Raw genomic sequence first — 22,661 nt, forward strand, 5'->3', positions numbered from 1 at the left:
ATTCCCAATTCCTATTTCCTCTATCTAAAACAGCTACTCCGACTGAGTTAATATATTTCCCATAGATTCAATATAAAGCGAGTTCGTTTTATTTTCTAACTCTTTCTTATTCTCTTCGTTGGCTATAAAATATTTCACCTTCTTTTCCACATCATCGATATTGCACTCTTTTTCCAAAATCAGTTCCAGAGCCGCCATCCACTCCATCAACCTTTCAAGTTCGTTTTCCACGATATTCTTATTGGCGTGAAAAACTATATCGATAAATTTACTTTTTGGCGTTCCCATCATAAAATCATCTACATCGTTAAACATTTTCCCCTCCTAATTTTTTAATCAAAATTATTGTAATAAAATCTATGGAAAATTGAACTTCATATTATATCTTATAAAATTATTTAATATAACATTTATATATTAAATTTGTTAGTTATACTCATATTTTGTAACTAATTTTATCCTTTTATTCTATAAATAGAGCTAAAAAAGAGCGGAACTAAATATAGATTGATAATTGTAGCCCATGCTATACCAAACCCTAAAGTTATAGCCATAGGCTGTAGTATAAGGCTTTGTCCCGACGCGAAAAAAATGAGAGTCGATAATCCTAAAACCGTCGTAATTGAAGTCAATAGGATCGGTCTTAATCTCAATTTTGCTTTTTTTATTATGCATTCTATATTTTTACATTTTCTAATAAAATCTAACATAATAAGTCCATCGTTAACAACAACACCGGCAAGACCAACAATACCTATCATACTAGGCATAGTTAAATTTACGCCCATTATATAATGCCCTATCATAACCCCGAATATGGACAAAGGAATAGAGCTTAAAACGATTAAAGATTGTACAATTGACCCAAACATCCAAACTAAAGCTAAAAAAATCAAAAAAGTTGCTATAATGGCCGCTTCACCTATCTCTTTTTTTACTTTTTTGTTCTCTTTCTCCTCACCCTTTATCTCGATTTTTATACCTCTATCTTCAATTTTATTCAAAACAGGTGACATCTTTTTGTAAAATTCAGCGGAAGTAATTATCTTTTTATCTAAAGAAGCATAAATAGTTCTTATTTTATTACCGTTCTCTTTTATGATCGTATAAAAATGTCTTTTAAATACAAAATCAGCAACATCTTTTAAAAACACCTTTTTATTACTGTTTGGAAGATTTATCTCCAAATTTTTCAAAGAGTCGAATCTATCCTTATTGACTCCTTCAAATCTAATTCTTAGTAGTTCTTCGTCTTTAAACATTTTTAAAAACTCACCTTTAAGATAAAGAGGCTTTAAAACGCTATAAAGATATCCTTCGGTTATACCTAACGACTCTCCAAATTTATTTACAATTAGTTTGAGCTCCTTCTCTCCTTCAAAAGCATCATCTGTAATATTAAATACACCGTTTATTTTTTTCATCTCATTTTCGATAATATCTATAGCTTCAATAACGTTTTTATCGTTTTTATAGACTAAAGATATCTCTATATCGCTTTTTACTATTCCAGCCTGAGGAACGATTACGTTTAACTCTTCAATCTCGGCATTATCTTTAAATCTATATACGACTTTTTTAATATCATTTGCTACCTCTTTCGCACTTCTATCTCTTATCATATCCGATGGTTCATATTCCAAAGAAAAATATGGAACAATATATTTGTCAACAAAATTTTTAGGTTTAGGTTCATGCAGATTTATAAAGATATGAAAAAGATTATCACCGATTTCCGCTTCATTTTTCGCATCTAGTTTCATTCCTACAATCGACGTTACGCTTGAAACCTCTTGCTGCTTAATATTTTTTAGTATCTCTTTTTCTATATTTGCAATAATCTTTTCCGTTTCGAAAATATCGTTGTTAACATTCACCCTTCCAGAAACATATATCTGAGTAGTATCAAATTCAGGAAAAAGCTGAAATTTGGAGTTTTTTAGCATTATATAAGTAGATGATAGTATCAAAACAACCAAAGTTATTAAAGAGATATACTTTCTTTTAAGAAAAAAAGATAATATTTTTTCATACAAATCTCCCATCTTTTGCCAAAACTCACCGTTTTCTTCACTCTTTTTATCAACTTTGAGTATATCCTTTGCGTGTAGCGGTAAAAAATAAAAAGCCTCAAAAAGAGATGAAAGGAGCAAAATAGATATCATAATGGGTAATATTTTTATAAATATACCCATCTCTCCGCTCATAATCAAAAGAGGTAAAAAAGCAAAAATCGTAGTGGCAGTTGCCGTCAAAACGGCGGGAAACATCTCTAGCGTTCCGTCAATAGTAGCACTTCTTGGATCTTTTCCCATCTCTAGATGTCTATAAATATTTTCGGCAACTACTATAGCTTCATCAACCAGCATTCCAAGAGCTATTAAAGCGCCAAGCAAAGAGAGCATATTTAAACTATATCCCATTATCTCCAATGAAATGAGGCCTATCATAAAACTAACGGGTATCCCTATCCCCACAACTAAAGAGATACGCCAATTGAGTGTCAAAAATAGAGAAGTAAAAACCAAAATAAGACCAAAAAACAGGTTTGACGTAACGGTATTTAATCTATTTCTTATCCAAACGGAAGTATCCGTATATACCTGAAACGTAAACTCGGGATATCTTTTTTTAAACTCTTTAAGCTTATTTTTTATCTCTTTAACAAGCTCTATAGCGTTTCCGTTTTTTGATTTTTCTATATTTATAGAAACATTTGGTTTGCCGTTAAAATGAGAAAGCTGGGTAGGATCTGAAAGTGTAAACTTAACCGATGCGATATCTTTTAGATATATCTTTTTCCCTGAAATGTTTAAAATAGTATCTTCCCACTCTTTTTTAAGTTTCCTGCCGTTTTGAGTAGTGACGAAAAGATGGTTGCCTTTCTCTTTAATAGTTCCTATAGGAAAAATCGAAGATAAAGTTTTTAATACGTTTACAACTTGGACAAGATCAAGACCGTAAGCGTCAATAATCTTTTCGTTTAAGATTATCTCTAACTCCTCATTGGCATCACCCCTTATGGTTATATCACTTAAATCTTTTATATTTGATAGTTCCGATTTTAGTTCATCAGCTATATCTAAAAGCTTTCTCCTATCGCCTTCATAAGCGATAGCAATCAAAACAAGAGGAAAACTCTTTTTTAAAACCGTAGCTACGGGTTCATCCATATCAGAAGGTAGATCCCTTCTGATTTTAGAAATCTGATCTTTAACGTCATTCAAAACCAAAATCTCGTTTGCACCCTCTTTAATGTCCGAAACTATAGTAAATCTTCCATTTTTAACTATAGAGTTTATTTCAGATAGGTTCGTTACGTTTTTAAGACTATCTTCTAAATTTTTTACAGCCATATAGTCTAGGTTTTCGGCACTTGCACCAGGATAGCTTCCGGTTATGAGTATCTTGTTTAAATCAATAGGGGGAAAAATCTCTTTAGGAACATTTTTATATGCAAAAATCGATAACATCAAAATAAAAACTAAAAATATATGATTCAAAATAGGCTTATCAATGGCAAACTCGATAAATTTTCTAATCACCTTGTTCCTTATGGTTAAATTGATTATAAGAAGTACAAAATAACTACTAAACTACTCAACAGATATCAAAACAATGTATCTAATACTTGATTTTTAAATCTCATATATTCTAGTTTTTGTTTTAATAGTCTGTTTTCCTCTTTGAGAATTTGGTATTCGTCCAAAAGTTTGTTTATATTTTTACTAGTATAATAGATATGGTTTCTTATATAAATTTTCGGAAATGCTAGTAAAAATACAATAAACATAGTTAAAATAACCATAATCAAAAATTTAAAGTCTAGATTTTTATAACCACTTTGAACCTCTTCTAATTCCTCTAGCAACTCTTTTTTTTCAACTTGTTTTATCATAGTTCCTCTACTTTATTAATTTAGCGTAAGTTTCTCTGTTACGTAACTTTTCACTTAAAGCGACACTATTTTTAAATCTACTTAAATTTAAACACTCTCATCTTTGCGCTTCTGCTTCGAGGGTTTTTTTCAACCTCCTCTTTTTTGGCAATTATTGGTTTTTTTGTCAAAATATATCCAAGCTCGTTATTTTTCCCGCACTCGCATCTTATACTTTCACTAGGACAGATACATTTTTGTGCCCATTTCTTAAATCTGTTTTTAACTATTCTATCTTCTAAAGAGTGAAACGTTATAATAGCTATTTTCGCGCCTTTTGGTCTATGTTTTTCTAATTTATCCAGTAATCTCTCAAGCTCTTTTAACTCTTCATTAACCTCAATACGTATTGCTTGAAAAACAAGAGTGGCCGGATGTATTTTTTTAGTTTTCGTAAAATGTTTCGCTAGCAGTTGGCTAAGCTCTTTTGCACTTCTTATCTCTTTTTTGCTTCTTGTTTTGACAATAATATCAGCTATCTTTTTATAATTTTTCACCTCACCATACTCTTTGAAGATATATTCGAGTCTCTCTTTAGGATAGAAGTTGACAACTTCATAAGCGCTCAAAGTGGCACTTTTATCCATTCGCATATCTAAAACTTCACTCTCAAACGAAAAACCTCTCTCTCTTTTATCAAGCTGTAAAGATGAGACACCGATGTCAGCCAAAACACCTTTTATATTTAAACTCAAATACTCATCGATTTTGTTTGAAAATCTTCCTTTTACAATTTTAACTCTATCGGCAAACTCTATTAACCTTTTTTTTGAAAACTCTATCGCCTCTTCATCTTGATCGATTCCTATAAGTTTAATTTTGGGACTGTTTTTTAGTATAGCTTCGCTATGGCCTGCATACCCTAACGTACAATCTATAAAATATCCATCTTTTAAATCTCTAAAAACCTCTACTACTTCATTTAATAAAACCGGTATATGAGGTATATCTTTTTTTATATCCAATTTGTTTAATCCTTTTGACTATTTTAAAAGAGTTTTTATCCCTTCATAAGCTACATCCATCATCTTATCTATCTCATCAAAACTTATAACATAAGGAGGCATAAAATATATAATATGACCTAAAGGTCTAAGTAAAACTTCGTTTTTCAAACCGTATCTATAAACTTTTAGCCCAACTCTTTCCATCGGATCATAACCTTTAAGTTCTACTGCCGCAACCATACCTGTTTGCCTTATCTCTTTAACGTTTTCAAGCTCTTTAAATCTTTGAAGTTTTTTTTGTATATATTCAATTTTGATTCTATTTTTCTCAATAACTCCATCCTCTTCAAAAATATCCAACGTAGCATTTGCCGCACTGCAAGCAAGAGGATTTCCGGTATAACTATGTGAATGTAAAAAAGCTTTATATTTGTTGTAGTCACAATAAAACCGACTATATATCTCATCGGTAGTTAAAACTACGGACAAAGGAAGGTATCCTCCAGTCAATCCTTTTGAAAGACACATAAAATCTGGGGTAATTCCCGCTTGTTCACAAGCAAACATCGTTCCTGTTCTTCCAAAACCAACAGCTATCTCATCAGCTATAAAATGAATTTTGTATTTTTTGCACAAATCATAAGATAGCTTCAAAAAAAGTGGATTGAACATGTGCATATATCCAGCACACTGAATCAAAGGTTCAACTATAAACGCAGATATCTCTCCTTCATATCTTATAAAAGTCTCTTCCAGTTTTTTTGCCGCCTCCACAGCCGCTTCTTCGCTCATATCTTTAGGAACTTCGCTTTGAACGGTTTTTATAAGGATCTCTTCGTAAGTATCCTTATACAGTTCCACATCTCCTACAGAAAGCGCCCCTATTGTTTCGCCATGATAACTGTTTTTAAGCGAAACGAATAGCGGTTTTATTTCACCTCCGTTTTTATGATAATGAAAACTCATTTTAAGAGCCACTTCAATAGCACTTGATCCGTTATCGGCGTAAAAACATTTATTTAGACCCTTAGGGGTTATTTCTACTAATCTTTCACTTAACCTTACAATCGGCTCATGTGTAAAACCTGCAAATATTACGTGTTCGAGATTGTCCAGTTGAGCTTTGATCTTTTCGTTTATTCTCTCGTTTGAGTGTCCAAAAAGATTTACCCACCAGCTACTTATAGCGTCTATATATCTGTTGCCGTCATAATCGTAAAGATATACGCCTTTTCCTCTTTTTATAGGAATCAGGGGCAAAGTTTCGTGATCTTTCATTTGTGTACACGGATGCCAGATATGTCTTAAATCTCTATCCATCAACTCTTTATTTGTCATATCTGTCCTTTTTAATAATCTTTTCGTTAAACAATATACCAAATTTTAGTTATCAAACCTTGAATTTATCATAAATTAATGGCAATTTCACTAAAATTTAAACAATTTTATCGGTTGAAGGAATAAAGATGATAAGTTGGATGCAAAAACATAAAAAGTGGCTTGTTATAACTATATGGATAAGTACTATTGCTTTTGTAGGTGCCGGTTTTGTAGGATGGGGCGCTTATCAATACGGTTCAAGTGCGGGTACTGTAGCAAAAGTGGGAGATATCAAAATAGATACAAAAGAGTTTCAGCAAAGATACTCAAATATCTATGCCTATTACAACAATATGTTTCAAGGAAATTTTGATCAAAAAAAGGCGAAAGAGTTGGGATTGGATAAAGAAGCTCTTAACTCTTTAGTCACCGAGGCGCTCTTCTTAAATCTAGCAAAAGATTTAGGGCTTACCGTTTTGGAAGATGAGGTAAAAGATAAAATAATAAGTATGAAAGAGTTTCAAAATAACGGTGTCTTCGATAAAAAACTATATCTAGAAGTTCTAAAAAGAGCCGGAATAAAACCAAAAAAGTTTGAAAAGAGTATCGAAAAAGAGATACTCCTTAGTAAACTACAAGATATATTAAAACCGGTCTTGACTCCATTAGAATTTGATACTTTCGGTTCCGCACTTTTTATGGGAGATAAAATCAAATACAAAGTATTAACTTCAAAAGATATAAATTTAAATTATTCTAAAGAGGAACTCAAAAAATATTGGGAAAAAAATAAAAACCAATATTTAACGGAACCTATGTATGAAATATCTATTTTATGGGTAGAGCCAGATAATGTTGAAATTAGTGAAAAAGAACTTAAAGAGTACTATACAAAAAATAGACTAAAATTCAGTGATGATAACGGAAAAATAAAAAGCTTTGAAGAGGCGAAAAGCGAAGTTAAAGAAGCTTTGCGATTAAAAAAAGCCAAGAAAAAAGCGTTAAAAGAGTATCTGAAATTCAAAAAAGGAGAAATTTCCGCAACTGAGCAAAAAACGCTTCCTTTAGATAACTCTTTAATACCTAGTAACATTATGAAAGAGATTGCTCAAAAAAACGAAAAAAAATACTTAAAACCTAAACTAATTGGAAAAAAATATGCTATCATAAGATTGGACAGAAAAATCTCCTCCCGTCCAAAGAGTTTTGAAGAAGCAAAAAACGAAGTTTTAGGGGATTTTTTAAAAGAAAAAAGTGCAGAAGAACTAAAAAAAATGGCTCAAGAAATGTATAAAAACTTTGACGGCAAAGTTACAGGTTATATATCAAGAGACGATTTGGACAAATTACCGCCTTTAAAAGAGGTCGAAGCCGCCGAATTTTTAAATAAACTATTTACGACTCAAAAGGCAGAGGGTTATATACTTTTAGACAATAATAAAGCAGTAGTGTATAATATTTTGGACCAGAAACTTGTACGAAAAAACAAAATTGATAAAAATAGAGCCTTTATTACCGATAATAGTATAAAGGTCAAAGAGGCTACTCTAAATAGCAGATTATTGGACGTATTACAAAAAAGTTATGAGATAGAAATTTTTTACAAAGGACAGTAATTGCAAAATCAAATTCTGGCCATAGATATAGGTTCAAGTAAAATATGTGCCATAATTGCCCAAAAACTTGAAAATGATGAGATAAAAATCATTGGAACAGGAATTTCTAAATCTCAAGGCTTAAAAAAAGGCACAATTACCAATATAGATCTTGCATCAAGGTCTATAAAAACCGCTTTAAATGATGCAAAAAGAGTTGCCGGTACCAACATCAATAAAGCTATTGTTTCTATATCTGGAGCATATACAAAAAGTGTAAACAGTAACGGGATAGTTAATATTCCCAACAAAGAGATAACTATAAAAGAGATTAACAGGGTTATGCAAACAGCTCTGTATAACGCCAATATTCCTCACGAATATGAAATTTTACACGTCCTTCCATACAACTTTAAAGTAGATGATCAAGAAAACATCGAAGATCCTCTTGGTATGAACGCAAGCAGACTAGAAGTTGACGTTCATATCATAACGACTCAAAAATCCAACCTTTTCAATCTTAAAAAAGCCGTAAGATCTGCCGGAGTCGATATAAAAAACGTTGTCTTGAGCGGATATGCATCGGCAATATCCGTTTTAAACAAAGATGAAAAAGAGTTAGGTGTAGCAGTTATAGATATGGGAGCCGCAACTAGCAATGTTGTAGTTCATCTTGGCAATTCCATAAGATACAACGATTTCTTAGGCGTAGGCTCGAACCATATAACTAACGATCTCTCAATGGCTTTACATACCCCTCTTTCAGTTGCGGAAAAGATAAAACTTGAATACGGTAGTCTAAAAACCACAAAAAATGAGATTATAGAAATACCGGTAATTGGTGATGAAAACAACACTCACGAAGTATCTTTAGAGATCGTTTACAATGTAATTTTTGCAAGAGTTGAAGAGACTTTGATGATTCTAGCAAAATCGATAGAAAAAAGCTCTCTTAAAGAACAGATTGGAGCTGGAGTTGTTTTAACAGGAGGTATGTCTAAACTAGACGGTATAAGAGAACTTGCAGTTGCTATTTTCGATAATATGCCGGTACGCATAGGAAAACCGAAAACAGTTGAAGGAATGTTTGAGGATTTAAAAGATCCGATATATTCAACCGCTATAGGCCTTGTCCTTTATGGAGCGGGAGAGTTTACGCAATATGAGATAGACTCGAATAAAAATCTAAGACATAGAAGCGAAGAATTTCAAAGTGAGAAAATGTTACAACCAACTCAGGACAATATTACTGAAACCACCCAAGAACAAGAGTCATCTGAAATGGAGGAGTTAACAAAACTTCCAAATGAAGAAAAAGTTGGGTTAAAAACAAATATCTCTAAATTTTTTAGATGGATTACACAACTATTTTAAATAGCATAAGGAGAGGATATGGAGCCTTTTATCGTAGAAGAGAGCAAAAAGATAACCGGCGCTAATATAAAAGCTATAGGAGTTGGCGGCGGCGGCGGAAACATGATTGGCCATATGATTAATCAAGGTATAGAAGGTATAGAACTCTTAGTCGCAAATACTGATGCGCAAGCGCTAAATACGTCAAAAGCTCACGTAAAAATTCAACTTGGAGAGAAAACCACAAGAGGTCTAGGCGCCGGAATGATACCTGAAAAAGGAAAAGAGGCTGCACTAGAGAGTTATGATGAAATTAAAGAAAAATTAGAAGGTGCCGATATAGTTTTCGTCGCTTCAGGTATGGGTGGCGGAACTGGAACCGGTGCGGCTCCTATAATAGCTCAAGCGGCAAAAGAGGTAGGAGCTCTGACCATATCAGTAGTTACCAAACCTTTTAAATTTGAAGGCAGAAAAAGGGCTAGACTTGCAGAAGAAGGACTAGAAGAGCTAAAAAAAGAGAGCGATTCTATAGTTGTTATCCCAAATGATAAACTGTTGGCAATAGTTGAAAAAAATTTGGGTATTAAAGATAGTTTCAAGATAGTTGACGATGTTCTCTCAAGAGCTGTAAGCGGAATAAGCGGTGTTATCCTCTCTTATGGACAAAACGATATTAACCTAGATTTTGCAGACGTTAAAACTGTTATGAGTCACAGAGGTCTAGCTCTTATGGGCGTTGGTGAAGCTCAAGGAAGCAATTCGGCTTATGAAGCAATTAAAAGTGCTATTGAATCTCCACTTCTTGACAATATGTCTATTAACGGTGCTATGGGTGTTTTGGTACACTTTACTATTCATCCTAATTATCCTTTGGTAGATATAGGCGAAGCTATGGATATTGTATATGAAAGTGCGGATGAAGACGCTCATGTTATTTTTGGTACTACCACAGACGAATCTATGGAACCTGATAGAGTTAAAATTACGTTGGTAGCTACAGGCTTTGATCATCAAGAAGATGAAAAAGAGAAAGAAGAACTAAAACTAATAACTCCAAGACAAACCGAGATGACTACTAGAAGAAAAGTTAGCGGCGGTTATGAATCTAACGAAGAGCTTTTAGATATACCTACATTTTTGAGAAACCAGATGGACTAATAGTCTAAAGTCTATAGTCGGTAGTTAAAACTAGAGACTATAGACTTAACGACTAATGACCTTAACCAACAATCTTTATAGGCCCTTCACTCTCTCCATTTAAGAACTGCTTAACATATTCGTTATCTGTATTTAAAAACTTATCTTTGTCACCAAAGTCTATAATTTTACCTTGATATAAAAACGCAAAATAGTCGCCTACTTTAAAACTCTCTTTAATATCATGGCTAATAAGTACCGACGTAACGTTTAGTTCGCTTTGTAGATGCAATATCATTCTTGAGATAAGATCGCAAGTAATAGGATCTAACCCTGTTGTCGGTTCGTCAAAAAGTATTATTTCAGGTTCCATTATAATGGTTCTAGCAAGCCCTACCCTCTTTCTCATTCCACCGCTTAACTCATCTGGATAGAGAGCCATTACCTCTTTCGGTTTAAGCCCTACCATTTCTAAAGATTTTTCGACTTTTTTAATCATCTCTTTTTGCGTTAGTTTAGTATGCTCTCTTAGTGGGAAGGCTATATTTTCAAAAACATTCATACTATCAAAAAGAGCCCCGCTTTGAAAAAGAAAACCCACCTTTTTTCTAATCTTAAAAATAGTCTTTTCATCCGCATTAGCTACATCTACGCCATCAACTAAAATCTCTCCGCTATCAGGCCTTAAAAGCCCAACGATATGTTTAATGATGGTAGATTTTCCACTCCCTGAAAGTCCTAAAATAATGGTAGTTTTGTGTCTAATAATATCTAAGTCAATACCTCTTAAAACCTCTTTTTGGCCAAACTTTTTCTTTAAACCTTTAATAGATATTGCTATATCCATATTTTTCCTTATATTTATGCACTAATACTTCGTTAAAATGTTAATCTTTATAAAATAAATAGAGTCTTCTTCCCATCAAAATAGCAAGTGAAAAAGCTAAAAGCATAAAGTCGATTTCGCTTCCTTTGTGAATATTAGCAAAAATTTCACTCTTTGTCATCTCTTCTCCGGCTGCTTGATAAGCCAAAATATCGGGTGTATAATAAAGTGTAAACATAAATATAGCAAAAACCGCCGTCATTGCCGAAGCAAGTACAATTTTATCTCTCTGAAACATTTTAAAGCTGTAGCTTTCTCTTAAAATTATTATAATAGCCGTAATATTTAGAAGGTTGTTCGTTTTTAGAAATATCCCCGTCATTATAAGACCCTCTTGATAATGATTCAAAAGTTCTTTACCAAGATACTCTTCACTATGAAAAATGGTTGGTGCCACAAATGCCCCAAGAGTTAAAACGGCTCCCAAAGTTATACCGAGCAAAACAACATAAAAAACATCTATCCATCGTAAAATTTTCAAGAAATCTCCTTTAAATTATAATTATCTGTTTTTAAAACAAAACCTCTGTCCAAACCAGCCAAATCCTTATAAAATTTTGGTTTTAAACCTTTTTTTTCACAATATCTTTTTAAACTCTCTTTTTGATCATAACCCATCTCGCATATAAGAAGCTTAGCCTCTTTTAGCAACGCAATATCTATAATCCTTTTTAAAAGCTCATCTCCCCTCTCCCCGCCAAAAAGCGCTTCTTCAGGCTCAAACAATACATTTTTGTCTAGTTTAAAATCTTTTGCTATATATGGCGGATTTGAAACTATAATATCCACTTTTTCCTCTACACAATCAAGTAAAGAGCAGTTTCTAAGATCTACTCTTTCTTCAACCGAGTGGTTTTTTAAATTTATCTTCGTTACTTCTATAGCTTTTTTTGAGATATCAGTTGCAATAAATCTTGCATTTTTTAGCTTCTTTGCCAAAATGATCGATATCACTCCGCTTCCCACACCTATTTCGGCTACGGTAACTTTTTCATCTAAATTTACATTTTCCAAAACTTTATCTATCAAAAGCTCAGTTTCCGGTCTTGGGATCAACACCCCCTCTTCTATATAAAACTCTTCACTGTAAAAAGAGACTCTTTTTGTGATATATTCTACCGGATAGTTTTGCGCCCTTTTTTCTATATCTTTTAAAAAGATATTTAACAATTTCTCCTCTAAAACCTCTTCATTATGAAGATGAAGATAAACTCTATCTTGTTTCAAAATATTTGATAGTAATATCTCAGCTTCAAACAGAGGACGCTGTGCTACACCTGATAGTTTTTTAGCGGCAAGCCTCAAAGCCTCTTTTATAATCAAAATTCACCTTCAATTATCTAATATTTTTGTTCGTTATTGATATTTTCAATCTCCTCTACTGCACAGTTATCTTTTAAAGCCTCTTTATCAAGTTCAGTCTCTTCGTTAAAACCCAAAGCTTTTAGTCTTTCCAAAATAGGCGGATGAGAGTAGTAAAAAAAGATATATAGAGGATGAGAAAGAGGAAAATGGCTGTTTTCTTCTACTAACTTTAAAAGGGCGTTTCTCAAAGAGCTTCTTGAAACCATATCCGAACCGTACTTATCTGCAGCATATTCATTTTTTCTTGACACAAAACTAATAAGAGGCATAAAGAAAAAGGTAAATATAGGACTAAGCAGCAAAAACAGAGATATTATTGTATACGGTTGATTGCTTATGCCTATTTCGGTAAATAGTTCTTGAGGAAGGTTAGCAAAAATATAAAACATAGCAAACATCATAACACCCATCATAAAGATATTTTTCAATATATCTTTATTTACAAAATGGCCAAGTTCGTGACCTAAAACCGCTAAAAGTTCGTCACGAGAAAGTTTTTTTACCAAAGTATCAAAAAGCACCACTCTTTTAGTTTTTCCAAGTCCGCCAAAATATGCATTTAGTCTATTGTCTCTTTTACTTGCATCCACAACATAAACGCCACTTGAGTCAAATCCACTTCTTTTTAGAAGCTCGTTAATCTCGTTTTCAAGCTCTTTATCTTCTAAAGGAGAAAATTTATTGAACATAGGCGCTATGAGAGTTGGATAGATTGCGTTGATAAGTATAATGATTGCAAAAACAAATAAAAATCCCCAAAGCCACCAAAGCTCAAAATTGAGCATAATATAACTAATACCCGCTATTACGGCAGAACCAAATAGTAAAAACAAAAATGCGCCTTTAATATGGTCTTTAATAAACAAAGAAATAGTAGATTTGTTAAAACCGAACTCTTCATCCAAAACAAATTTTTGATAATACTCAAACGGGATACCGACAATATAGTTAATAGCTATAAATATATCTACAAAAACAACCGATTTTAAGACAATATTATCTATATGTATAGACTTATCCAGCCATTCAAGTCCGAAACCTATCCAAAATATGAACATTATATATTCAACAACTGTTTCAACAATAGCAATTTTCTCTTTTTTAGCGCTATATCTTGCGGCTTTAATAAATTTTGAAGGAAGCATCAACACGGCTTTTCCATCTTTTGCTTTCAAAACAAACCCAGCTTGCATTACTGATACATAAATCTTCACCAAAACATAGATAAAATATATAATTGATATTGCTAAAATCATAAATTTCCTTATTAAATAAAATGTAATTAGAATTTGGGAATTAGTATAACTATATCCTAAAACAAATTCCTAATGCACAATTCCTAATGCCTTATATTCATTGCTATTGTATCAAAGATAGGTTAAAATTGCATATTCTTTTAAACTATTTTTAATTTTTAAGTCGCTTTATAAATATTAATTATAAAAATTATATTAAGAGGTTATAAATGGCACTGGTTGATTTAAAAGAGATTTCTAAACAGTTTGAAGCTCAAAAGATTTTATGTAGAGTAGATTTTTATATAGACGAGGGAGAAAGAGTCGCAATCGTTGGAAAAAACGGTAGTGGAAAATCAACTTTGATGAAAATAGTAGCAGGTGTTTTAGAGCCAGATGAAGGTGAAAGAAGAGTTAGACAAAACTTAAATATACAGATGCTATCGCAAAAACCGACTTTTAAAGAGAACGTAACAGTAAAAGAAGAGATCGAAAACGAACTTAAAGAGTTAAAAGAGGCTAAAAATGAGTATGAAAAGATATCTGAGGAAATTTCACAAAATCCCGAAAACCAAACTCTTTTAAACAGATTAAACGAACTTGCCAACTTTTTAGATTTTCATAACGCCTGGAATCTTGACGATAAAATCGAAAGAGTTCTTTTAGAGTTCGATCTAAAAAAATATGAATCAAAACCGGTCAATCTTCTTAGCGGTGGAGAACAAAGAAGGGTAGCTTTAGCGGGACTTCTTTTGAAAAAACCGGATCTTTTGCTTTTGGATGAGCCTACAAACCATCTTGATGTTTATATGGTTGAATTTTTGGAAGAGATCTTAATGAAAGAAAAATTCACACTCCTTTTCATATCGCACGATAGATATTTTATAGACAATATTGCTACAAGAGTCGTAGAAGTTGATGAGTGTAAACTAAGAAGTTTCAAAGGAGGATATAACGACTATCTCAGACAAAAAGAGGAACTTTTAAAATCTTTGCAAAAACAGCATGAAAACCTTCTTAGACTTCTTAAACAAGAAGAGGAGTGGTTAAACAGAGGGGTAAGGGCTAGGATAAAAAGAAATGAAGGAAGGAAAAAAAGAGTTTTAGAACTTCGTGAGCAGGCAAAGAAAAATCCATCTCTTATTAGAAAAATTAAGCTCGAATTGGAGCGCGAAAAAAAACATTTTAATCGAGAAGAAGGTATAAATAAAAAGAAAATGCTCTTTGAAGTGGAAAATGTTACAAAATCTTTAGGCGATAAACTCTTGATAAAAGATTTCTCTACAAGAATTTTGCAAAAAGACAGAATTGCCATAGTGGGTAAAAACGGTAGCGGAAAATCTACTCTTTTAAAGATACTTCTAGGAGAATTAAATCCTGATAGCGGCGCTATCAAAAGAGGTGAATTCAAAATAGGATATTTCGATCAGCAAAGAAGAATGTTAGATGACGATAAAAATCTGATTGAAACCTTTTGCCCTAATGGGGGTGACAGAGTAGAAGTTCAGGGAAAAAATATGCACGTTTACGGATATCTAAAAAACTTTTTGTTCCCAAAAGAGTTTTTAGATAAAAAGATAGGAGTTTTGAGTGGAGGAGAAAAAAACAGGGTTGCTTTGGCTCTTCTATTTACAAAAAAGGTTGATTGTCTCATACTTGATGAACCCACTAACGATCTGGATATCCCTACTATAAATATTCTCGAAGAGTATATACAAAATTTCAGCGGTTCTGTCATTTTCGTAAGTCACGATAGATATTTTGTAGACAAACTTGCTTCTAAACTCTTCATTTTCCATGGTAACGGATATATTGAAGAATCATACCAAAGCTATAGCGAATATCTAGCAATAGAAAAAGAGCTAAAGAGTCTGGAGAATTTTGAAAAAGAGATAGAAAAGCCAAAACCCGTAAGAGAGAGAAAAAGAAAAGCTAAACTATCTTACAAGGAACAAAAACTTTTAGAAGAACTTCCTTTAAAGATTGAAGAACTTGAGGAGAAAATAGCAAAAATAAATGGGTGTTTGGCAGATCCAAATTGTTACGAAGAAAAAGGGATCAACACTCTTGCCGAAGAACTTAGCCAAATGGAAAGTGAGTATGAAAAGTTAATGGAAAAATATATCGAGTTAGAAGAAAAAAGAGAAAAACTGCTATCTTAAAACTATTTAGATAAAGTATATTAAACCCGGATTATAGAAAGAGAAAGGAGTGAAATATAAAATATTGGGACTGTAAAATAAACTGTGTAAACCACCTAAAGCCTTTAAAACCTTAGCGTGTATATTTTTGCATAATTTCACTGAAAAATATACAAAGCTGAGGATAGATTTCACTCCAGCTTCTGATTTTTGTATTACTCCATTTGTGCTGTACCTCCTGTGTGGCAAGATAAAGAAGCTTAAAAGCTGAATCGATGGTTGGAAAAGAACCCACAGACTTTGTTCTTTTTTTAATATTTGAATTTATCGATTCTATGGGATTTGTCGTATAAATCAGTTTTCTTATAGCTTGGGGATATTTAAAAAATGTAGATAGCTCATTCCAGTTAGATTGCCAAGACTGGGTAATATGGGGATATTTTTGACCCCATTTGTCATTAAAATTTGTAAGAGCAAGCTCTGCTTCTTCTTCGGTTGATGAAGTGTAGATACTCTTTAAATCTTTAGCTACCTCTTTTCTATCTTTCCAAGATACAAATTTTAGGCTATTTCTGATCTGGTGTACAATACATCTTTGAATTTCTGCCTTTGGATAAACTGCCTCTATAGCCTCTTTAAATCCATTTAGTCCGTCTATTGCAAATATCAATACATCTTCAACACCTCTGTTTTTTATCTCATTTAAAAGTGTTAACCACTGTTTAGAACTTTCATTTTCACCTATCCATATACCAAGAATATCTTTTTTCCCTTCAAGAGTTATGCCTAGCATTATATATGCAGCAATATTTTTAACTACTCTATCCACTCTTATTTTTAAAACTGTAGCATCCATAAATATTATCGGATATATTGCCTCTAGCGGACGACTATGCCACTCTTTTGCCTTATCTATTATTGCTTCTGTTATATTGGAAATTGTCTGAATAGAAAGTTCATACCCATATAAATCATCAAGATGGTGTTGAAATCTGTTCACTCATCCCTTTTGCATATAAAGACAAAATTAAATCTTCTGTCCCCTTTATGAGAGTCTGTCGCTTCTTGATAAGCTTTGGTTCGAAGGTAGCGTTTCTGTCTCTTGGTATCTTAACCTCTATATCCCCATATTTGGACTTTAAAGTTTTTTCACTGTACCCATTACGATAATTTGGATTATCTGAAACTTGATGCTTCTCATATCCTAAATGCTCAGTTAACTCTACTTCTGTAGCAGTCTGATAAACCTCTTTTAAAAGACCTTTGAATTCTTCCAAGATCTCATCAATATCTATCCCCTTTCCCTCTTTGATAGCTTTTTTTACCTCTTCTGTATTGATATACCTCATTGTGTAAATCCTTTTTATTCTTTAATTTTATCTAATCTTTTTATAAGGATTTACACAGTTATTTTTACACTCCCAAAATATTAGACGCAAAACTATATCTCTTTTTTTTCTATTATCTTCATTTCATCAAACTCAACCTTTTCTATTCTTTCAAACTCACTTGAGATTTTTTTAGTAGTTACGTGTATATCTTTTACATCTTTACTAACCGTATCGATATGTTTTGAAAGTTTCTCCCAGCGCTCTTTGTAGAGTTTGAAGTTTTTGGAGAGTTTTCTAAGCTCCTCTTGGATCTTTTTGGCTTGTTCTTGAGTTTTTACATCTCTAACTATAGCTTGAACTGTGGTTAGAAGTGCCATCAAAGTTGTTGGGCTTGCTATCCAGATACTTTTTTGTCTAGCAAATTCAATTAAGTCTTGGTGATATGCGTTTATTTCGGCAAAAATCGCTTCGGCAGGTAAAAACAGAATTGCCATTTCGGCTGTTTTTCCTTTTACTATATATTTTGATGCTATATCATTTATATGTTTTTTGAGGTTTTGTTTAAACTGGCTCTCATATCTTTTTTTATCCACTTCGTTTTCAGCCTCTATCATATTGGAGTAGTTTTCAAGAGGAAACTTCGAATCTATAGCTATAAGTCCTACAGGTTCAGGTGCTTTAATAACCGCATCGGCAACAACTTTTTCGTTCTCTTCCGCCAAAGGATACTGTATATCGTAAAGTTCACGATTTTCCCCGAAAATAGATTTTAATATAGAGTTTAGCTGAACTTCACCAAATATCCCTCTGCTCTTTTTGTCACTCAAAACATTTTGAAGACTAACAACCTCTCGTGATAGATTTTCTATATTTTTTTGGGCTTCTGCGATTTTGGCAATACCGGTTATAATGTCTTTAAATGTTTTATCGACATTTTCGAAACCTTCTTTTAGTCTCTCATCTACCTTATTGCTGATTTTGTCTAGATTTTGAGTAACTTTTGAGTTTAGCTCCTCAAAATTTATCTTTAAAGAGTTTGAAAGCTCATCTTTGAACTCTTTTTGAGAATTAAAAAAGTCCAAAAACAGCTTGGAGTTTTTCTCTATGATCTCTTGTAAGATTAAGTTTGCTTTTTCAAAATTGGTTTTAAGAGACTCTTCAATATTTTGATTTAGTTTTAGAAAATCTTCATTTAGTTTTTCACTCTGAACAGTAAGAGCTTTTGAAAACTCATAAAAATGTTTTGAAAGATTTGATTCTATCTCATTTTTAAAATCGTTTGTACTTTTTTCTATATTTTTGAATAACTCTATATTTTTAGCAATCTGCTCCTGATTATCCTTAGCATTTTGATATAGTTTTTCATCAATTTTCTCTATCTTTTGATGTAAAAACTCTCTTTGATCTTCAAAATGTTTTGAAATTTTTTCATTTAACTCATAAAAATATTTTTCTAGCTCTTGAAATTTTGAAAGTTCTTTCTTTAAAATTAGAAGGTAAATAAAAGCTCCCGCCGCAAAAATAGCGGCAGCTATCGAAAAAATGAGAGTTAGTTCCATCATGTATCCAAAAATTTCAAAATCTCTTCGTCTATTCTATCTTTTTCGATAACACTATTATGAACAATAGGCTTATTAAAAAGCTCCTCTATAACAACTGGGATCATAATGCGTAATCTTTTAGCTATCTCTATCAAAGCCTCTAAGTCTCTATATTTTTTACTATCTTTGTTTAATGCGTTCAAAACTGTAGGGGCAAATTTAGTCCATTCCGCAGTTGAATAAGCTATATTTTTTATATCCTTATATTTTTCATACAGTTTTATAGTCGTTGCCGTATGCGGATCCATCAGATAGTTCTTATTTAGTGCATACTCCCTTATATACTCTTTAATCTCCTCATCAGTTGTAAAGTCTGCTTCAAAATCGGCCTGAAGCTCTTTTAGCTCTTCATTTGTAAGCTCATAATAGTCGTTTTCATTTAGACTATCCATAAGCTCTTTTGTTCTTTTGCTTCCAAACTTATCAAAAAGAACTCTTTCTACGTTTGAAGATTTTAGTATATCCATAGCCGGAGAAGTTGTCTTTTTTAGAAATTTTCCTCTTAAATCGTATCTACCCTCTTTTATCAACTCGGTTAAAACATTATTTTCATTAGAAGCAATCAAAATCTTTTTAACCGGTAATCCCATCTTTTTAGCATAATATCCGCCAAGAGCATTTCCAAAATTACCACTTGGAACTGTCAGATATACTTCATCGCCTATCTTAATATCTCCCATTCTTACCAATTCTAAATAGCTGTGGAAATGATAAATTATTTGAAAAATAATTCGACCAAAATTTACAGAGTTTGCAGCAGATAGTTTTATACCTTTCTCTTTTAGTTTATTTTTAAAGATTTGAGAGTTTAAAAGATTTTTTAAAGCGCTCTGTGCATCATCAAAATCTCCAATTATTCCTATAACTTTTAGATTATCTGCATCTTCTGTTACCATTTGAAGTCTTTGAACATCACTCGTACCGCCATCAGGATATAAACAAGCAACTTTTATATTTGGTTTATTTTTAAATGTTTCAAGTGTTGCAGGTCCTGTATCACCACTAGTTGCAGCTAAAATAAGATAGTTTTCTCCTCTTTTTTTTGCTAAAGCTGATAGGATGTACCCAAAAGGCTGTAACGCCATATCTTTAAAAGCTCTTGTTGGTCCGTGATATAGTTCGCTTATATATAGATTTTCTTCAACTTTTTTTACAGGTACAGGATTTTTAGGATCATCGAATTTATCGTAGAGATTTAGAGCATTTTTAATAAGTTCATTTTCGATATCGATTTCAAATTTTTTTAGTAGATAGTATGCTAACTCTTTGTAGCTACTGTTTAGATGTTTTTCAAAAAAATCATCTTCACATTTTGGCAACTCTTTTGGGATATAAAGCCCACCATAGCTTGCGCTAGGATTTAGGATAGCTTCGCTGAAACTTACTTCAACGGGCTTTATTCCGTCATTACCTCTTGTTTCAATAAAGTTCATCATTAACCTTTCAAAAATTTTTGAAATTTTACCATACTTAAAAGTGTAAGTGATAAGTAATCAGTAACAAATTATGGATAGATTATTTATATTTTATTAGTCACGGTTTTTACTACTTCATCTATCCATTTTAGATAATCATAACTTCCATCTTTGATATCTAAAGCGATAATCTCTGGAACTTCATAAGAGTGAAGCTCTTTTATTTTCTTCATTAAAGATTCAAAAAGTTCATTTTTAGTTTTTATAATCATCAAAACTTCGCTATCCTCTTGAATCTTTCCTTGCCACTCATAAATAGATTCTATTTTATCAACAATATTTACACATGCGGCAAGTTTAACTTCTACCAACACTTTAGCTATCTTTTTAGCCTCTTCTTTATTTGATGCGGTTGAAAAGACCACTATATGTTGCATTTATATCCTTTATATTTGGAATTTGGAAATAGGAATTGGGAATTAGTGCTATTTTATATCAAATATATAATTTAGAAATTTTTTATTCAATTAGTATATTCAATTAGTATATTCAATTAGTATATTCAATTAGATTTTGCTATGCATATTTATATACATTTTCCTAATTCCAAATTCCCAATTCCAATTTCATTTTAGAATTTGCGTTCCTATACCAGCGGTTGTGAAAATCTCAAGCAAAATGGAATGTTCAATTCGTCCATCGATTATATGAGCTTTTTCTACCCCTCCTTCAACCGCTTCCAAACATGCGTCAACTTTCGGAATCATTCCTCCGGCAATTGTTCCGTCATTTTTTAGCTTTTCAATACTCACTTTATCCAAAGTAGAAATAAGATTTTTATCTTTATCCAAAACTCCTGGAGTATCAGTTAAAAATATAACTTTTTTTGCTTTAAGTGCAACTGCTATTTTACTAGCAGCTAGATCGGCATTTATGTTATATCCAGGATGCGACAGCTTGTTACTTGCAGCTATAGGAGCAATAACCGGAACAAACTTTTCGTTTAAAAGATTGTATACGACCGCAGGATCTATATGTTCAATAACTCCCGTATAGCCAAATTTTTCAAAATCTTTTGGACGAGCTGTGATAAAGTGAGCATCTTTTCCGCTTATACCTATCGCTTTTGCGCCGTGATTGTTTAGTAAAGAGACAATCTCTTTGTTGATATCTCCGCTAAGAACCATCTCTACTATCTCCATTATTTCTGGAGTAGTAACTCTTTGTCCATCAATAAATTTGGTAGGAATCTGTAGTCTATCCAAGATAGATGTTATTTTTTTTCCTCCTCCGTGTACTATAACCGGTTTTATACCAACAAGATACATCAAAAGTATATCTTCGGCAAATTTTTCTTTCAGTTTCTGTTCAGTTTGAGCAGACCCTCCATATTTAATAACAAATATCTGATTTCTAAACTCTTTTATGAAAGGCAACGCATCAAGCAGCGTCTGAACGGTTTGAATCTTCTTTTTCATAAAACTCCTTCACATATTTGTCTATCTTTTTAAGAATTTCTTCATCGATTTTTAGCTCAAGCTCCATTACAGATAGTTTAAAACCCATATCTTTCAGTTTCACTTCATCTTTTTGAGTGACTAAAAGAGAGGTTGCGTTTTCTTGTTTTACAATTTTTTCAATCTCTTCTTTGCCAAAAAAATGATGGTCTTCAAAATAGAACTTTTTTATCTTTTTCGGCAAAAAACTCTCTAATCTTCTAGGCCTTGCTATTGCCGTAACCAAAACCATATTGGGGGTGGGATTTAGTATTTTTACATCCCTTTTAAAATCTTTTCCCTCTTCTACTACAATATCTGAATACTTTTTGAAAAATAGCGGCTCTCTATAAGGACCGGAAGGCAAACAAAATCTGTTTTTAAAATCATTTTTTATCAAAATATCGAACTTTTTTATCTCGCATCTGTGAAAAGCGTCATCCAAAAGAACTATTTTTGCACCAAGCTCTTTTGCTTTTTCAATAGCTTTGCTTCTATTTTTGGAAACGATAACTGTAGCATTTGGCAGTTTTAAAGCAATAAGCATAGCCTCATCACCGCTTTTTTTTACATCGGTCAAAATCTCGCCGTTACGGCTTACTATCAAAAGCCCCTTTTGCTCTCTTTTATAGCCTCTAAGTATTACGAAAACATCTTCATATCTTTTGGCAAGTTCTATTATAAAGGGGGTCTTTCCACTTCCACCAACACTCAAGTTGCCAACAGAAATCACAGGCAGCCCAAAATCTTTTTCACTGCAAAAAAATCTTTTAGATATTACTACGATACAGTAAATTGCCGTTAAAGGCAGAAGAAAGAAAGATAAAACTCTTTGAAAAAAAGAGGGGTTATAAAAATACCCCTCTATCCAACCCACAATCTTTTTTTTCACTCGTTACTCG

Annotated in this window: 18 protein-coding genes and 1 pseudogene; 4 read left to right on the forward strand and 15 right to left on the reverse strand. The window is 32.5% G+C overall.

What is annotated here, in order from left to right; all coding sequences use genetic code 11:
* Positions 1–33 precede the first annotated feature (33 nt).
* The 5 genes from NIL_RS05295 to NIL_RS05315 form a co-directional block, all read right to left on the reverse strand.
* The gene (locus NIL_RS05295) at positions 34–315 is read right to left on the reverse strand and encodes a DUF2018 family protein (RefSeq protein ID WP_187646784.1); all 282 of its coding nucleotides are present in this window, start codon (positions 313–315) and stop codon (positions 34–36) included.
* A 140-nt stretch (positions 316–455) separates the two neighbouring features.
* Positions 456–3,545, reverse strand: a complete 3,090-nt coding sequence (locus tag NIL_RS05300) for an efflux RND transporter permease subunit (RefSeq protein WP_187646785.1) — start codon at positions 3,543–3,545, stop codon at positions 456–458.
* A gap of 65 nt (positions 3,546–3,610) precedes the next feature.
* The gene (locus tag NIL_RS05305; protein ID WP_187646786.1) at positions 3,611–3,898 is read right to left on the reverse strand and encodes a hypothetical protein; all 288 of its coding nucleotides are present in this window, start codon (positions 3,896–3,898) and stop codon (positions 3,611–3,613) included.
* Between the two features lie 77 nt (positions 3,899–3,975).
* On the reverse strand, positions 3,976–4,902 hold the full coding sequence (rsmH, locus tag NIL_RS05310; RefSeq protein WP_197972045.1) for a 16S rRNA (cytosine(1402)-N(4))-methyltransferase RsmH: 927 nt from the start codon (positions 4,900–4,902) through the stop codon (positions 3,976–3,978).
* Positions 4,903–4,920: 18 nt separating this feature from the next.
* The gene (locus NIL_RS05315) at positions 4,921–6,222 is read right to left on the reverse strand and encodes an adenosylmethionine--8-amino-7-oxononanoate transaminase (RefSeq protein WP_187646787.1); all 1,302 of its coding nucleotides are present in this window, start codon (positions 6,220–6,222) and stop codon (positions 4,921–4,923) included.
* 128 nt (positions 6,223–6,350) lie between these two features.
* On the opposite strand from NIL_RS05315, the gene NIL_RS05320 reads away from it, so the two are divergent.
* From NIL_RS05320 to ftsZ, 3 genes are read left to right on the forward strand one after another with little or no spacing between them, the layout of a single operon-like run.
* Positions 6,351–7,820 (forward strand): peptidylprolyl isomerase, encoded by a 1,470-nt coding sequence (locus NIL_RS05320; protein WP_187646788.1) that lies wholly within the window; start codon positions 6,351–6,353, stop codon positions 7,818–7,820.
* Positions 7,821–9,173, forward strand: a complete 1,353-nt coding sequence (gene ftsA, locus NIL_RS05325) for a cell division protein FtsA (protein WP_187646789.1) — start codon at positions 7,821–7,823, stop codon at positions 9,171–9,173.
* A gap of 18 nt (positions 9,174–9,191) precedes the next feature.
* Positions 9,192–10,310: a cell division protein FtsZ gene (gene ftsZ / locus NIL_RS05330; protein WP_187646790.1), complete on the forward strand. Its 1,119-nt coding sequence runs from the start codon at positions 9,192–9,194 to the stop codon at positions 10,308–10,310.
* A gap of 61 nt (positions 10,311–10,371) precedes the next feature.
* Here ftsZ and NIL_RS05335 read toward each other — a convergent pair whose 3' ends face one another.
* Genes NIL_RS05335 through NIL_RS05350 form a run of 4 tightly spaced genes read right to left on the reverse strand, consistent with a single transcriptional unit; the run spans position 10,372 to position 13,796 of the window.
* Positions 10,372–11,136, reverse strand: a complete 765-nt coding sequence (locus NIL_RS05335; protein ID WP_187646791.1) for an ABC transporter ATP-binding protein — start codon at positions 11,134–11,136, stop codon at positions 10,372–10,374.
* Between the two features lie 40 nt (positions 11,137–11,176).
* On the reverse strand, positions 11,177–11,656 hold the full coding sequence (locus NIL_RS05340; RefSeq protein ID WP_187646792.1) for a DUF4149 domain-containing protein: 480 nt from the start codon (positions 11,654–11,656) through the stop codon (positions 11,177–11,179).
* Positions 11,653–12,498 carry a peptide chain release factor N(5)-glutamine methyltransferase gene (gene prmC, locus NIL_RS05345; protein WP_187646793.1) on the reverse strand — a complete coding sequence of 282 codons (846 nt, stop codon included), beginning with the start codon at positions 12,496–12,498 and terminating at the stop codon, positions 11,653–11,655. The genes NIL_RS05340 and prmC overlap by 4 nt, the downstream gene beginning before the upstream one ends.
* Before the next feature lie 17 nt (positions 12,499–12,515).
* Positions 12,516–13,796 carry a M48 family metallopeptidase gene (locus NIL_RS05350; protein ID WP_187646794.1) on the reverse strand — a complete coding sequence of 427 codons (1,281 nt, stop codon included), beginning with the start codon at positions 13,794–13,796 and terminating at the stop codon, positions 12,516–12,518.
* 209 nt (positions 13,797–14,005) lie between these two features.
* Between NIL_RS05350 and abc-f the strand changes: the two genes are divergently transcribed.
* On the forward strand, positions 14,006–15,937 hold the full coding sequence (gene abc-f / locus NIL_RS05355) for a ribosomal protection-like ABC-F family protein (protein ID WP_187646795.1): 1,932 nt from the start codon (positions 14,006–14,008) through the stop codon (positions 15,935–15,937).
* 112 nt (positions 15,938–16,049) lie between these two features.
* On the opposite strand, the pseudogene NIL_RS05360 reads toward abc-f, so the two are convergent.
* From NIL_RS05360 to NIL_RS05385, 6 genes and pseudogenes are all read right to left on the reverse strand, one after another.
* Positions 16,050–17,265, reverse strand: a pseudogene (locus tag NIL_RS05360) (IS256 family transposase).
* 92 nt (positions 17,266–17,357) lie between these two features.
* Positions 17,358–18,806 (reverse strand): DNA recombination protein RmuC, encoded by a 1,449-nt coding sequence (locus NIL_RS05365; protein ID WP_187646796.1) that lies wholly within the window; start codon positions 18,804–18,806, stop codon positions 17,358–17,360.
* The gene (gene thrC / locus NIL_RS05370; protein ID WP_187646797.1) at positions 18,806–20,281 is read right to left on the reverse strand and encodes a threonine synthase; all 1,476 of its coding nucleotides are present in this window, start codon (positions 20,279–20,281) and stop codon (positions 18,806–18,808) included. The genes NIL_RS05365 and thrC overlap by 1 nt, the downstream gene beginning before the upstream one ends.
* Before the next feature lie 86 nt (positions 20,282–20,367).
* Entirely contained in the window at positions 20,368–20,700 is a 333-nt protein-coding gene (cutA, locus tag NIL_RS05375; protein WP_187646798.1) for a divalent-cation tolerance protein CutA, read from the reverse strand.
* A gap of 189 nt (positions 20,701–20,889) precedes the next feature.
* A complete protein-coding gene (gene argB / locus NIL_RS05380) occupies positions 20,890–21,741 on the reverse strand; it encodes an acetylglutamate kinase (protein ID WP_187646799.1) in 852 nt (283 codons plus the stop codon).
* Positions 21,704–22,651, reverse strand: a complete 948-nt coding sequence (locus NIL_RS05385; protein ID WP_187646800.1) for a tetraacyldisaccharide 4'-kinase — start codon at positions 22,649–22,651, stop codon at positions 21,704–21,706. Before NIL_RS05385 ends, argB begins: the two co-directional genes overlap by 38 nt.
* Positions 22,652–22,661 lie beyond the last annotated feature (10 nt).

It is taken from the genome of Nitrosophilus labii (assembly GCF_014466985.1).
Taxonomy (GTDB): domain Bacteria; phylum Campylobacterota; class Campylobacteria; order Campylobacterales; family Nitratiruptoraceae; genus Nitrosophilus_A; species Nitrosophilus_A labii.